General features: G+C 64.2%; 13 protein-coding genes, 1 tRNA gene and 1 pseudogene. All 15 read right to left on the bottom strand.

Annotated elements, in window-relative coordinates; all coding sequences use genetic code 11:
* Positions 1-20: 20 nt before the first annotated feature.
* Positions 21-149, bottom strand: a complete 129-nt coding sequence (locus tag IQ16_RS47270) for a hypothetical protein (protein ID WP_018641436.1) — start codon at positions 147-149, stop codon at positions 21-23.
* Positions 146-1,831, bottom strand: coding sequence for a N,N-dimethylformamidase beta subunit family domain-containing protein (locus IQ16_RS12210; protein ID WP_026311754.1), 1,686 nt, complete (start codon positions 1,829-1,831; stop codon positions 146-148). Before IQ16_RS12210 ends, IQ16_RS47270 begins: the two co-directional genes overlap by 4 nt.
* Positions 1,832-1,865: 34 nt before the next feature.
* Positions 1,866-3,791 (bottom strand): annotated as a pseudogene (locus IQ16_RS47490) (N,N-dimethylformamidase beta subunit family domain-containing protein).
* 325 nt (positions 3,792-4,116) lie between these two features.
* Entirely contained in the window at positions 4,117-4,467 is a 351-nt protein-coding gene (locus IQ16_RS12200) for a N,N-dimethylformamidase alpha subunit family protein (RefSeq protein WP_063710342.1), read from the bottom strand.
* A 49-nt stretch (positions 4,468-4,516) separates the two neighbouring features.
* On the bottom strand, positions 4,517-5,584 hold the full coding sequence (locus tag IQ16_RS12195; protein WP_026311755.1) for an extracellular solute-binding protein: 1,068 nt from the start codon (positions 5,582-5,584) through the stop codon (positions 4,517-4,519).
* A gap of 22 nt (positions 5,585-5,606) precedes the next feature.
* Positions 5,607-6,413, bottom strand: coding sequence for an ABC transporter permease (locus IQ16_RS12190; RefSeq protein WP_018641444.1), 807 nt, complete (start codon positions 6,411-6,413; stop codon positions 5,607-5,609).
* Positions 6,410-7,288 carry an ABC transporter permease gene (locus IQ16_RS12185; protein ID WP_018641446.1) on the bottom strand — a complete coding sequence of 293 codons (879 nt, stop codon included), beginning with the start codon at positions 7,286-7,288 and terminating at the stop codon, positions 6,410-6,412. Before IQ16_RS12185 ends, IQ16_RS12190 begins: the two co-directional genes overlap by 4 nt.
* Positions 7,285-8,418: an ABC transporter ATP-binding protein gene (locus IQ16_RS12180; RefSeq protein ID WP_018641448.1), complete on the bottom strand. Its 1,134-nt coding sequence runs from the start codon at positions 8,416-8,418 to the stop codon at positions 7,285-7,287. The genes IQ16_RS12185 and IQ16_RS12180 overlap by 4 nt, the downstream gene beginning before the upstream one ends.
* Positions 8,419-8,516: 98 nt before the next feature.
* A complete protein-coding gene (locus IQ16_RS12175; protein WP_018641450.1) occupies positions 8,517-9,305 on the bottom strand; it encodes a shikimate dehydrogenase family protein in 789 nt (262 codons plus the stop codon).
* A 15-nt stretch (positions 9,306-9,320) separates the two neighbouring features.
* The gene (locus tag IQ16_RS12170) at positions 9,321-9,968 is read right to left on the bottom strand and encodes a class II aldolase/adducin family protein (protein ID WP_018641452.1); all 648 of its coding nucleotides are present in this window, start codon (positions 9,966-9,968) and stop codon (positions 9,321-9,323) included.
* On the bottom strand, positions 9,965-11,248 hold the full coding sequence (gene otnK / locus IQ16_RS12165) for a 3-oxo-tetronate kinase (RefSeq protein WP_035665955.1): 1,284 nt from the start codon (positions 11,246-11,248) through the stop codon (positions 9,965-9,967). Before otnK ends, IQ16_RS12170 begins: the two co-directional genes overlap by 4 nt.
* Before the next feature lie 429 nt (positions 11,249-11,677).
* A tRNA-Met gene (locus IQ16_RS12160) sits at positions 11,678-11,754 on the bottom strand.
* Between the two features lie 265 nt (positions 11,755-12,019).
* Complete coding sequence (locus IQ16_RS12155; RefSeq protein WP_020607803.1) at positions 12,020-12,376, bottom strand: hypothetical protein; 357 nt, start codon at positions 12,374-12,376, stop codon at positions 12,020-12,022.
* A gap of 44 nt (positions 12,377-12,420) precedes the next feature.
* Positions 12,421-13,059 carry a class I SAM-dependent methyltransferase gene (locus IQ16_RS12150; RefSeq protein ID WP_018641458.1) on the bottom strand — a complete coding sequence of 213 codons (639 nt, stop codon included), beginning with the start codon at positions 13,057-13,059 and terminating at the stop codon, positions 12,421-12,423.
* Positions 13,060-13,303: 244 nt separating this feature from the next.
* Positions 13,304-14,485 (bottom strand): tRNA 2-thiouridine(34) synthase MnmA, encoded by a 1,182-nt coding sequence (gene mnmA, locus IQ16_RS12145; protein ID WP_018641461.1) that lies wholly within the window; start codon positions 14,483-14,485, stop codon positions 13,304-13,306.
* Positions 14,486-14,519: the final 34 nt, after the last annotated feature.

Raw genomic sequence — 14,519 nt, 5'->3', positions numbered from 1 at the left:
CTTCCTTTCGCGCGCCGCCTTCACGGCGGCAGTTCGGCGACGGCGCTTCCCAGTCCGCCGATGATGGAGTGGTTCTCGGCCGTCACGACCAGCGGCATCCGGCGCGCCAGTTCCGCAAGGTCCGGATCGCGCGTGGCCTGCCCGATCATGCCTTCGCCTCGTGCGTCGACGACGTGAACCGGTCGAGAATGTTGCGGGTGATCTTCTGCGTGAACGGGTCGCCGCGCTTCAGCCCCATCACCCATTCGCAGGTCGCGGCGGTCAGAACCTCGCCCTTGCCGCGGGTCATGTGCACCATCATGCCCGAGCCGTATTTGTAGCGGGCCAATCCCTCCGGCGTGATCTCACCGGTGATGCATTCCACCAGGCCTTCGTGATCGCTGCTGCGCACATAGTAGCGAAAGCCTTCGCCTTCCGGCTCGTCCTCGGCGAGGACGGCAGGCGCCATGGCCAGGATCTGGATGGTCTCGGGTTGCCCGGCGGCGGGAACGGGGAACGGAAGCCCGTTGCGGAAAGTGTAGTCGAGCCCGTCGACCTCATAGGCAAAGATGTGCTGCTTGTCGCCGAAGATGTCCGCGTAATGCAGCCCGGTGCCGGCGAAGACCCAATGCTCGGGGCGGTAGACCGTAAAACCCCTCTGGCCGTTCGGCGCAAAGCCTCCCCAGGACGCATAGAGGCCGTGGGCTCCGTTCACGCCCACCGTCGAGGCGCCGGGCCAACGCACGTTGCGGTCTTCCCAGGCCGACGTCATGAGATGCGCCTGGCCGGTGCCGACGATCGGGTCCTTGTGGATCGCCTTGAACTTGTGACAGATCTGCCGCTTGCCGTTTTCTTCGAGCCGTATCTGCCACAGGAAGTTGGCACCGAAACGCGCAAGCCGCCCGCCGCCCTCGACATGGCGCTCGATCGCCTCGCGCATCTCCCATGTCCAGTACTCGTCATGACCGATGATGGTCACGCAAGGGTAGGCATCGAGCAGTTCGGGCCGGTAGTGGAGATCGGTCTGGGTGATCACATCGAGGGCATAGCCTTCCTTCTCCGCCCACAGCACGAAATGGCGGTCGTACTGGGCCCAGCCCGAGGCCGCGTAGTACTGGCCAAACCCGTTGGCGAAAGCCCACTCCTTCATCGGATAGCGTGGCGCATCTCCCATCTCGGGCGCAGGATCGGCGCAGATACGCGGCGCGCCGGCAGGCAGCCAGACCATGCCACGGGTCCACGGCCGCTCGAGTGACAACACCGGCGACGGCTCATCGCGGTTCGGACCTTCGACACCGAAATAGTGATTGGCGCCGCCGAAATCGTTGTAGGCGGTCCAGGTGCCCGTGGGCAGGATCATCAGGATCTTCGCGCGCCTCGTTGCTTCCGTCGGGCGCACGACGAAGAAGTGATGCTGGACGAAGCGGCCGCCATTCGCCCGTTCGCAGGACGAGATCACGCGATGAAATCCGGAGCGTAGATCGGACGGCAGCTTCCACCGGTGCGAGACCGGCCAGTTGCAGCCATAGCGGTAGGCGTCCGGCGGCGTGGGCGCGAACGCACCATCCAATGCTTCGACCTCGTGCACCATCTCGGGGGCGAGGCCATCGCGATAGATCTGCAGCCGCCAGGTCTTCGCCGTCGCGCTGGAGTGGAATGCAACCTCCTCTCCCGGGTCGTACGACATCGCATCGGTATAGGTGTAGACCTCCGGCACGTCAGGGTCTTCGCGCGGCGCCTCGTACCAGGGCTGGCTGGCCCAATGCTCGTCCGCATGCATCGGGCGCACCTTGCGAGGCGCGACGTTGACGGCTCCCAATTCCGGAGCCTGGAAATGGCGTTTGTCAGTCATGGGATTCCCCTCTGCTCGAGGCCGTATCCGCGCGCTAGTCCTGGGCGGGGATGACGAACGGCGCCGGATCACGGAACCGGTTCACGACGTTCAGGGTGATTGCGCTGATGTTGTTGTCGTAGTTGTTGTGGCCCAGCGACATGCCGAAGGTGATCGAACCGGTCGCGAACACCGCCCCGCCATTGGCGGTCTCGAAGAATACCATGTCGGCACGGACCAGGGCGTTCTGGGTACCGTCCAGTCCGTCGACCACGGTGCGAAACTCTTCCGGCGTCGGCAACGCGCCAGCGCCGAGGCCCTCGGAGGTCGCGATCCGCAACGCGTGCGGCGGCGTTCCCAGTTCGAGATCGTAGCGGTCGATCTCGCTGCCGACCGCACCATTGTAGCGAAAGCCGAAGTCGCCGAGCTTGCCGTCGCGGGCAACACCCTCGAAGATGAAGGCGGCGCGCGCGTCCTCACTCTCGACCGTGCGCAGATAGTAGCCGCATGTGTCGTTGATCATCGCCGAGAAGCCGACGCCGACGAGCTTCTGCGGCGCAAAGCCCGAGTGCCGCCACAGCGAGCCAGGCTCGCCGGTGCCAGCAAGGTGAACTTCACCCGGCTCAGACTCCTAGGTCCGCGTCCCGGCCATGCCGCGTCGAACCTCCAGCGCCGCGGACGCAGCCGGATGAAAGCCGCAGCGCCAATAAAATGCGTTACCGCCCATCGAGATGTGCCGCCCGCCAGCGTTCTGATACGCCATGATCGCGTTCATCATGTTGAAGCTGAAATATTCCGGATGGGTCGGCGTCATCATCACCCGATAGGGTGCAAGGGCCCGCGCGCCTTCGCGGTCGAGTTCGACATCCGTGATCAGATCGTAGTCGATCCCCTTCTCCTCGAGCCAGTCGAGGATGTGGGTGTCGTTGATCAGATTGAACCAGTAGCCGCGCGGCCGCATATTGAGGATAGGCCGCAGCCAGGAGCTATAGGCGCGCCCCGAGCCGTCGACATGACAGTCGTAGGTCGACTGACCGATCTCCGGGTTCTCCTGCATGAAGACGTCGTCCTGCGGCAACCACAGAACATGCTCCATCAGGGTTTCGAAATGGACCTGATAGAGACGCAGCGCGCTGTTGGCGTATGCCAGATAGGTCGCGACCGACGCGACGATCACGAGATCGGCACGCCTGGACGTCCTGCCGGGCGTCACGAAGAAGGTCACGTAGCTTTCGCAGTCCACCTCTGGAGCATCGCCAGCCGGCGTCAGGCGAAGTGCATAGACGCCGGAGCGCCACCCGGCTGGCACATCGAGGGTGCATGTCGTCTGCCACCCGCAATCGTAGATGTCGTCGCTGTGGAAGTGGATCGCGGCATATTCGCGCGGCGAGAGCCGCCAGTCATGAACGCTGCCCGACCAGTGAAAGCCGGTGACGCCCCTGCGAGGTAACTGGCGGAGGCTGCCATGCAGGCAGTTCGGCGAGAGGTCCTTGACGGACAGGCTCGAGATTCCCTCCGAGAAGTCCCAGAAGGCGACGAGACCAGCATGCGTCGCGCCGGTCCGCGGCTGGCAGTCGAATGTGCGCAGCGCCTCCGCGTCCAGCGGACGGGCGAAAATCCGCGGCGCCTCGATCTTGCCGTCGAAATGAGAGGTGTATTGCCGCTCGTCGTTCCGATGATGGGCTGCGATCAGGAACGGCAGTCCGGAGTCGAGCGCAAGCGCTTGCGGCAGAACGAACGATTTCGAACGCGCGACGACCGGCCGAACGCCGTCCGCAGGAACGACGACCGACAATGTCGCCGATCGCTGCGCGAGGTCGAGCGCGCACGATACGAACGCCCAGACGCGCTGACGCAGCTTCACGTCGAGAGTGAAGCGGGCCGCCACACCGGTCGACTGGCCGAGCACCAGAACTGGACGTCCCTGCTCGTCGAGCTCGAGCGCATAACCGCGCGCTGAGGCCTCGCACCAATTTCCCATGACGGCCTTGGCGTTGTCGGCGATGCGCGTCGGATGGACGTAGGCTCCGAAGCACCAGTGATGGCCGGCAGGAACCAGTACCCCGTCATGCTCGATGATCGCGTTGGACCCCGGACGGATCGGTTGATCGCGACAGGCATGCTCGCCGTCGATATTGCTCGCCATCACCTCGCGCTTGAAGCCCGGACCATTGGCATCAACATCGCCGCAGCGCAGCCTGAGCACCTCGATCTTCACCTTGGGCCGCTTGCTGCTCAGCTGAAAGGAGACGCTCTCGCCGGCCGGAACGCTGATGCGGTTCGGATAGCCGAGATATTCATTCGTCTTATAGATCACCCGAAACCTCCGCAGGCAGCGTCACGCCGGTCATTTCCTTCCAGCGGAGCTTGAAGACATGCCACTCGGCTTCGGCGAGCGACGTAAAGATCCGATCGTCGACAAAGGGCATCGGGTCGCCCCGCCGCGCGGGAATACGCGACAACCGCCACGCCTTGCCGGGCTCGAGCACGATGAGGACGAGCCGCCCCTCCGGCCGGCCCCACCGCATCCGTGCCAGTAGCTTGCGCAGCTCCGGACTGTGCACACCGAGCGGGCTCGCGCGGAACTCCTCCACGAGATCGAGCCTGCCCGGATCGATGACGTAGCGCAGTGCATTGGGGTCACTGGTGTGATCCATGGTCATCCTCGTCGTGCTGGCCGCAAGGCCGATGGGCTCGCTGTGCCGACTATCGGGTCAGCCAGGCCATCCAGCGCTCGCGCAGCTCGTTGCGGCGCTCGCCGATCCAGGCGAAGTCGGGCTTGACCAGCTTGGCGTAGTTCTCCGCCGAGGTAGCGTAGAGATTGCGCTCTTCCGGCTTCATCAATTCGATGGCCGATTTGCTGGCGGTTGCGTAGTTGACCGCGCGCATGAACGGCACGTGGGCGTCGGAGTTCGCGTAGAAATAATCGAGATAGGCCATGGCGGCGTTGAGATCAGGGGCGCCCTTGAGAACGGCCATGTAGCCGGTATCGCGAATGGCCTGATCCCAGGACATGGCGACCGGCGCCCCTTCCTTCACGACGGCGAGCGCACGACCCGAATAGCTCATGGCCATGACCACTTCACGGCTGCGCATGATCTGCTGCACCTGATCGCCCGTCTTCCACCAGACCGAGACATTCGGACGAATCTCGTTCAATTTCTTGTAGGCGCGATCGAGATCGAGCGGGAAGAGCTGCTCCGGCTTGACGCCGTCAGCGAGCAGCGCGGCCGCGGGAACCCACCAATCGCTGTCGCCGGTGTCGGGCAGGCCGCGCGGCCCGGGGAATTGCTTGACGTCCCAGAAGTCGGCCCATGTCTTCGGCGCCTTGTCCTTGAACGCATCCGTATTGTAGGTGATCAGCATGCCGCCGGTGGTGCGGGCGACGCCATAGGGTTGGCAAGCATCGGAGACACCGAACTTCTGGACGCTCGGCAGCTTCGCACAATCGATCTTCTCGAGCATGTCGGCGCGCCCGACCAGGTCTGGACCGGTGGCCGTGACGATATCGAACTCGATCTTGCCGGTTCGCTGCATCGCCTTGGCACGCGCCCACTGGTCGGGGACCTCGATCGCGACCGGGACGACCTCGACGTTCTTCGCCTTGTTGAAGGGCTCGTAGAAGTACTTCGCCAGCGTGTTGCCCATCAGGCCACCCGTCGTGGCAATCACGAGCTGGTCTTCGAGCTTTTGAGCGGCAGCCGGCAATGTTACGGAAAGGGTGGAGATCAGAGCAAGAAGTGCTGAGGTTCGCTTCCAGGTCTTCTTCGACATCGACGTTCTCCTCTTGGGGCTTTCACCCGGCGCTTGACTGGGTCTTGCTTCGCGACCTGAGGGCATGGCCCCCGAGCAAGATCGCGATGGACAGGACGATAAGCAGCGTCGCGATCGCGGGAATGACCGGCGTCAGGTTCTGCTCGATGTCCTCGAACATCCGGCGCGGCAGCGTCTTCTGGCGTATGCCGGACAGGAAGAACGACACGACGGGTTCGTCGAAGGAGATGATGAAGGCAAACAGTGCACCGCTCGCGAGACTCGGCAGGACCAGCGGCAGCGTCACGAAACGAAAGGCCTGAAACCGCGTCGCACCACAGCTCATTGCCGCCGCTTCGAGATTGGCGTCGACCTTGCCCAGCGCCGCCGCCATCGTGAACACGACGAACGGCAGTGTCAGGACCGTATGTGCGAGCACGAAGCCGGCAACGGTTCCGGAGAGACCGATCGTCTGGAAAAACAGATAGAGACCGACGGCGAGCGCGATGTGCGGCACGATGATCGGCCCGATCAAGAGTATCTGGAACATGGTCACGAGCCGACTGCGACCTCGCACCATGGCGTAGGTAGCCGCGGTTCCGATCAGTGAAGCGCAGATTGCAGTCAGAAACGCCACCTGCACGCTGAGCCAGGTGGCCGCGCGCCATTGCCTGCTGTCGAAATACTCGGCGTACCATTTCAGGGTGAAACCCGTCGGCGGGAAAGCCAGGTAGTCGTTCTGGCTGAACGACATTGGAATGACGATGACCAGCGGCACGATGATGAACGCCAGGACTGCATAGACATAGGCGCCCAGTACGAGGGACCCTCGATCGGTCGGCGGTTTCACGAGGCGCCCCCCATCAGCCGGTCGAAACGCAACGTCTTGCTGAACACGATCGCCAGCAACGTCACGAAGGCCGTCAGCACCCCCACCAGTGCGGCGGCGAAGGGCCAGTCCAGGACCTCGCGGATCTGCTTTGACACGAGGGTCGAGATCATCATCTCCTGCGGCGAGCCGAGAAGTGCGGGCGTGATGAAAAATCCGAGCGCGGTGAGAAACACCAGCAGCGAGCCTGAAACGACGCCAGGCAGGCTCAATGGAAGGATGACTTCGAGAAAGGTGCGCAGGCGCGACGCGCCGAGCACGGCAGCCGCCCGCGCATAATCGTTCGGAATGCTGCGCAAGGCGCCGTAGATCGGCAGGATCATGAACGGCAGCAGCACGTGGGTCATGGCGATGACCACCGCACTCTGGGTATAGAGCAGCTTGAACGGCTCCGAGGTCAGGCCGAGGGCCATCAGCGCCGAGTTGATCAGTCCGTTGCGCTGGAACAGGAAAGACCAGGCAGCGGTGCGCACCAATACGCTGGACCAGAGCGGCAGGATCACGCAGACCGCGACAAAGGCGGCGAGCGCGCCCCTCGCCCGGCTCATATAGTAGGCCACTGGAAAGCCGAGAACCACGGACAGGGCTGTCACCAGCGCGGCGGTCCAGAGCGTGCGCATCAGGACGCGCGCATGAACCGGGTTGTCGATGACGCGGGCATAGTTGTCCAGGGTCGGATGCGGCTCGATGAAGCTGATCACGAGGAGCTGCGCGATCGGATAGATGAAGACGAAGGCGATGACGGCGAAGAACGGCAGCAGCAACAGCAGTGTCGACAGGCCGCTCAGCCTGCGGCCATCGGAATGCCAGAACCGCGATCGCACCGCCTTCGTCATCGCCGAGTTCCTCGGTAAAGCAGGATCGCCTCTCCGGGAACGGTGAAAGTGGCAACGTCGCCGGGAGCCAGCGCGTCGAGCTGCGAGGCACCGGGGATCCGCGCGCGGAGCTCGGTGCCATCCGGCAGGCGGCCGATCAAGAGCATGGCTGCCCCCGCATAGACGATGTCGCTCAGTGTGACCTTGACGACCTGACCCGCAGCACCGGTGCCGAGCCGTAGCCGCTCGGGCCTCACGGCCATCACCGCCGCTTCCCCGACTGTCGCCGCATCGACCGCTGCGGTCGGCGGCAGTTGCCACGTCTCCCCCCATGGCAGCCTCACCGAGACGAGGTCGCCGACGCTTTCGACGGTGACGTCGACGAAATTCATCTCGCCGACGAATCCGGCGGTGAAGAGATTGGCGGGTCTTTCGTAGAGCTCGCGTGCCGGCCCGATCTGCTGGATCTTGCCGTCCTTCAGCACGGCGATCCGATCCGCCATGGTCAGGGCCTCACTCTGGTCGTGAGTGACGAAGATGACGGTAATGCCGAGCTCGGCATGCAGACGCTTGATCTCGAGCTGCATGTCCTCACGCAGATTCTTGTCGAGTGCGCTGAGCGGCTCGTCCATCAGCAGAACGCGCGGCTGATAGACAATCGCGCGCGCCAGAGCCACACGCTGCTGCTGGCCACCTGAGAGCTCGTTGGGACGGCGGCTTCCGTAACCGCCCAGACGCACCGTCGCGAGCGCGGCCTCGGCGCGCGCATGACGCTCGGCCTTCGGCAGCCCACGCATCTTCAGGGGAAAGGCGACGTTGTCGAGAATCGTCATATGCGGGAACAGCGTGTAGTTCTGGAAGACCATCCCCAGGTTGCGCCTGTTCGAGGGCACGTAGGTAAGGTCTTCGGAATCCACCTGGATGGTCCCGCTGGTCGGAAACTCGAAGCCGGCAACGCTCATCAGGATGGTGGTCTTGCCGGAGCCGGATGGTCCGAGCAAAGCGATGAACTCGCCGGCGGCGATATCGAGATTCACGCCGTCGACGGCGAAAACCGGGCCGAAGCGCTTCTCCAGGCGGCTGATGCGGATAGACGCTCCCGCTGCCGCTGATGTGGTCGATGCAGGCTTCACGAAGATCTCGTTCCCCATCTTTCCGTCCGGTACGCCCCAAGAGGACAATGCCCCCATGGTTTATGCCGGGGACTTCGGTCCGCGACCATTCTCGATATAATATTTGATATATCAGGCTAACGCGCAATAAAGCGCGCGACAAGGGCCATTTGCGCGTCGAGCATCGGCTTTCCGCCGACGGTTCTCGCGCCCTGAGCGGCGGCCCGCGCCAGAAGCCGGGTCACCTCGGGGGTGACGATAATGTCGCTGACGGCGGTGTCCGGCCCCACCCCCTCGATATCCAGCGGCAGCGGATCATCCGCCTTCATGCCGAGCGACGTCGTGTTGACGACGAGATCGAAGGCGCGCGCCTCCGCGCGCCCGGCGCTGACCTTCGTCTCCGGGTAACGCTGCGACACCGCCTCGGCGAGCGCATGCGCCTTCGCTCCATCCCGGTTCATGATGGTCAGTTCGCGCACGCCGGCCTCAGCCAGACCGAAGGCGGTTGCACGCCCGGCACCGCCTGCTCCGACCTGCAGCACTTTCCGGCCGCGCACGGCAATCTGATGCTGTGCGAGGCTGGCCACAAAACCCCGCGCGTCAAGATTGTCACCGATGAGGCGTCCGTCCACTGTTCGCTTGACGAAATTGACGGCGCCGATGAGCGCCGCCGCGGGTGTCGTCTCATCCAGATGCTCGATCACACATGTCTTGTGCGGGATCGTGACACCAAAGCCGACCACATTGCGCATGCGCCTGATGCTCGCGAGAACGGCTCCCAGATCGGCCGGCAACACATGGAGCGGCGACGCCGCCACGTCATCGCCGATCGACTGAAAATAGGCGTTCAAGACGGCGCTTGCGCGAACATGATCGATCGGGTCCGCCAACACGAACATGATCTTGGTCTTGCCGGTGATCTCCACAACAACGCTCCTCGATCAGGCCGGCAAAGGCGCCCGGCCGTAGCTGGTATAACGCTCGATAACGCGAGCCATCTCATCGTCGGGAAGGATTGCAGGCTTACCGGCCTGACAGGCCAGCAGATATTGCCTGGCGAGAGTCTCGAGTTTCACGGTGAGATCGAACGCCCCTTGCAGGCTCGTGCCCGTCGCGATCATGCCGTGATTGGCCAACAGACAAGCCTTGCGCTCGCTGAGCGCGGCAACCGCGCCATCTGCGAGAGCTCGCGTTCCAAACGTCGCATACGGAGCGCACGGCACATCGTTTCCACCGAAACTGGCGACCATATAGTGGAAAGCGGGTATCGGCTTTGCGAGGCAGGACAGCGCGACACAGCAATCGGCATGCGTGTGCACGATCGCATTCACGTGCGGATAGGCGTTCATGATAGCCAGATGCATGTGCCATTCGCTCGACGGCAAGCCGCCATCGCGTACGGTGCCATCGCGCCTCAGCCGCACGAGCCGATCGGGCGTCGTATTGCCGCTGTTGCCGCCCGTCGGCGTGATGAGAATGTCTTCGCCGATGCGGCAGCTCACATTGCCGCTGCTGCCATGGTTGAAGCCCCTGACTTCGAGCTTCATCACGAAATCCAGCAGGGATTGTCTCAGCTCAAGCTCGTTCAATTTATCTTCTCCGGATGCAGCATGGACTCCAGCGTCGTCATGAACAGGTCGACCGGGCCGAGCTTGCCGGACTTGAGGCAAAGGGCAATCGGATCCGCCCCATCGGTGGTGGCCGTACCGATACCCGGACCGCCATACGGGCCAACCCGCAAGCTACGAATGCCGAGGTGATCAACGATCGACCCCGAGGTCTCGCCACCTGCAACGACGAAGCGACGAACTCCGGCGGCACGAAGCGAAACAGCGAGCCGGCCGAGGATGGTCTCGGCAAGTTGCGCAGCGCCTTCGCGCCCATATCGTTCCTGGACCAATTTGACGATCTCGGGCGATTCCGAGGTCGAGATGGCGACAGGCCCGTCCTTCAGCCGCGGTCGCGCCCAGTCGAGCGCCGATCCGACCGCCGACTCGACATCATCGGCAGCCAGGAGGTTCATCCGGAACACCGGACGGAATTTTTCGAATTCGGCAAGTTGCTCGAGCGTGCGTTCCGCGCAACTGCCGGCGAGAACCACTCCGCTCCCATTCACCGCAGGCAAGCGCGCCTGGTTGCCCGTCGGCGCGACGAGTCCCTGCGCTCTCCAGATCGCCGGGTAATGCTGAACGATCGTTGCGTTGCCCGTCATCAGCTTCCAGTCGGAAGTCAATGCGGCGAGCACATCGAGATCGCGATCGTAGATCGCATCCGTAATGAAGTAGCGAACACCCTGGCCGGTCGCGGATGCGATCGCCCGCTCCAGATCCGCAGGGCCCGCACTGACCAAAGGATGAGCGAGAAGGCCGACCCTGGTCGGCGTCTGTCTCTGCAACACGCGAACGAGGTCGGGATCGGTCATCGGCGTCAGCGGATCGTTCCGCTTCGGCGAGTCCGAGATCAACTCGGTCCCGAGAAAGAGATGGCCGTTGTAGACGGTGCGGCGAAGCGAGGGAGAGGCGGGGCAAAACGCAGTGTGGTCCGCGCCAGTGAGCCGCATCAGCATATCCGCGACGGGGCCGATATTGCCGCGGTCGGTGGAATCGAAAGTCGCGCAATATTTGAAGAATATCTGACGTGTGCCACGCGCGAGCAGAGCCCGCGCTGCCTTCTCGTTCCTGGCAACGGCCTCGCCAGCCGGGATGACGCGCGTCTTCTGCGCGACCACGATGGCTGGGACGTCGCCAAGGGTCGCAACAAGATCAGGGTCCGAGACGAATGCGCAGTCGATACCGGCCGCGATGAGCATGGCGGCGGTCTCCATGCCGCCGGTCAGATCGTCCGCCACCACCCCAAGAACTGGTTTCATGATGCCCAATGCAGGAGACTTCACCTACGTCCTGCATTTTGATACATGATATATCAAATATTGCAACAAGACTTCTGCCGAGGATGCGGCTCAGCTTCGGTCGCCGGTGCATGGTCCAGCCACTGCACAACATGACGTGGACAATGAACCCGCTCATCGATGCGGCCAAAACGTCGTTTGGGTGCAGGATTACGCCCGCGGCGCGGAGCCAACGAAACTGGCTCGGCTCGAAGCAAGCTGAGCTCGCGGCGGCTTGGTAGCCGGGTCGGCCACCGCCATCAGCAGTACAAAATCGCAGATTGTCGTGGGAAATCGTAGCTATGGCAGCGGAGGTCGATCCTTCATTCCCCCTGAGGCGAGCTGTCCGAATTCGTAATCTCGATCGGCCGACTTCCGCCGACATATCAAAGAGGAGCTCGGGGGGAGTGATGGTAGCGGGAGAGGGACTCGAACCCCCGACCCCAGGATTATGATTCCCGTGCTCTAACCAGCTGAGCTACCCCGCCACAGGGATCGCGGCGGCGAATAAGGCCGATCTCGCGAACGCGCGGCATATAAAGAAGGGGGCGGCGGGAAGTCAATCCGCGTTTGCTAAAAGCTTCCGCCTTCGCCGAGGCTTCGGCGGGACAAGCCGGCGGGAAACGACGGTTTTTCGCCAGATTCGTGGAATTTCCGGCACCAGACTCGCGGAGAGTCCCCTCACCCGGATCGCATCTGCGATGCGCTCCGGCCTCTCCCCGCAGGCGGGGAGAGATCAAGGAGGAAACCAGCCTATTTCGGCCTTACATTCGGGTCGCCGCCGGGGCTGCCGGGGGGCGGGATGACCGGGGTGTTGGCGCCGGAGTCGGGGGCCGGCGCGTGCATGTCGGGGTCGACGCCGGCGGGCGGGCAGAGCACGCCGTCGGATTTGGCCAGCTTGTCGCCGAGCGGTTCCCGGGACTGGCCGGTGGTGGTGCCGTCGGCCTGACGGTTCGGGCGGTCCTGCGGGGTGCAGTTGGCCGCATGCTGCGGGGACGGCGGCGCGGTCTGTTGCGGCGGCGTCGCAGGTAGCGGCGGGGCCTGCGCGATCGCGCTGCCTGAGGCAGCGATCAGGAGGCCCGCCAATATGATGTTCGATCTCGTGCGCATGGGATGAAAACGCGCCGGCCTTGGCGCGTGTTCCCGCGGCGCGATCACGATTTGCGGTAGCGGATCAGCGAGAAATGCCCCATCGGGGGCATCGGGCGGCGCTCGGTGAGCGTGACGCCGCCGTGTTTGGCGGCCCAGTTGACGAGCCGGGCCCACGGGAATTCCGGGCGCCAGCCGAGGCGGCGGGCGATGGGGGCGAAGGCGAGCTCGGAGAGCTTGCGAAGACCCTTCTCGGCGCCGATGTGGTTGACGAGGATCAGCTCGCCGCCCGGCTTGAGCACGCGGACGAACTCGTCGAGCGTTCCTTCGGGATCGGGCACAGCGGTGATGACATATTGCGCCACAACCGCGTCGAAGAGGTTTGCGGGGAAGGCAAGGTTCTTCGCGTCCATCACCGAGAGCACTTCGACATTGGAGAGGCGCAAGCTCCGCACGCGCGCCTGCGCCTTGCGCAGCATCGGCTCGGAGATGTCCACGCCGCAGATCTTCGTGGTGCGCGCGTAGTCGGAGAGCGAAAGACCCGTGCCGACGCCGACGTCGAGGATGCGGCCGCCGATGCGGTCGGCCTCCGCAATGGTCGACTGCCGTCCCGCGTCGAAGACCTTGCCGAACACGAGATCATAGACCGGCGCCCAGCGGCCATAGGCCTTCTCGACCCCGGCCCGCGAGATGTCTGCTGCCATGCCCCCTGCCCTTACGCGAATTCTTAGAATGTAATGAACATTGGTGAGATCGATGCCAACCCCGACGTTGGTGCACCTCCCCCGCTTGCGGGGGAGGTCGACGCGCGCGCGAGCGCGGCGGGTGAGGGCTTTATCCTCTCGCGAGATATCGCGTGCGGAAAGAGCCCTCTCCCCAACCCTTTCCCGCAGGCGGGAGAGGGGCGCACTTCCGGTGTCGCGTGAGTGCGGTCCGATCTCATGATGATTAGCCGCGCACGGCTTCCGCGAGCGGGCGTGACGTGTGGCCTGCGACCTTCGCCGCGGCGCTCTGAATAAAACCGCCGCCGAGCACGCGGGCCTGGCCCGAGGGCGCGTCGTAGAACACGCAGGCCTGGCCGGGCGAGACGCCCTCTTCGCCGGCGACGAGCTCGACCTCGTAATGACCATTGCCGCCGCGCAGCCAGGCCGGCTGCGGCGAGCGGGTCGAGCGCACGCGCACGAACATCTCTAAGCCGTTGCCGATCGCGCGGTCGATGTCGCCGCCGCCGATCCAGTTGACGTCGCGCAAGCTGATGCTGTGCATCTTCAACGCATCGCGCGGGCCGACGACGACGCGGCGATTGGCGGCGTCGAGCCGCACCACGAACAGCGGCGAGCCGGAGGCGATGCCGAGGCCGCGGCGCTGGCCGACGGTGAAATTGGCGATGCCGTGATGCTGGCCGAGCACGCGGCCGTCGAGATCGACGATGTCGCCGGGGTCCATCGCGTTCGGCCGCAGGCGGGTGATGATGTCGGTGTAGCGGCCCGTCGGCACGAAGCAGATGTCCTGGCTGTCGTGCTTGTCGGCAACGCTGAGGCCGAAGCGGCGGGCGAGCTCGCGCGTCTCGGGCTTGGTCATGTCGCCGAGCGGGAAGCGCAGGAAGTCGAGCTGCTCCTGCGTGGTCGCGAATAGGAAATAGCTCTGGTCACGGTCGGCGTCGGCCGCGCAGACCAGCGCGCGCGAGCCGTCGTCGCGCCGGCGCGAGGCGACGTAATGGCCGGTGGCGAGCGCTTGCGCCCCTAACTCGCGGGCGGTCTTCAGGAGGTCGCGGAATTTGACGCTGCGGTTGCACTCGATGCACGGCACCGGCGTTTCGCCTAGCGCGTAAGAGTCGGCGAAATTGTCGATGACGGACTCGCGAAAACGGTCCTCGTAGTCGAGCACGTAATGGGGAATGCCGAGCTTGGCCGCGACGTCGCGGGCGTCATGGATGTCCTGGCCGGCGCAGCAGGCGCCCTTGCGTTGGGTGGCCGCGCCGTGGTCGTAGAGCTGGAGCGTGATGCCGACGACGTCGTAGCCTTCAGCCTTCAGCAGCGCAGCCGTCGTCGAGGAATCGACGCCGCCCGACATGGCGACAACGACTCTGGTGTCCTCGGGACGGCCTTCGAGATCCAGACTGTTGAGCATGGGTTCTTAAGCTGTGACGGCGGCGTTCGGCGAT

The organism is Bradyrhizobium huanghuaihaiense, assembly GCF_007830635.1.
GTDB lineage: Bacteria > Pseudomonadota > Alphaproteobacteria > Rhizobiales > Xanthobacteraceae > Bradyrhizobium > Bradyrhizobium huanghuaihaiense.
Note: the sequence above shows the minus strand (reverse complement) of the source record. Positions and strands in the feature narration are given on the sequence as shown.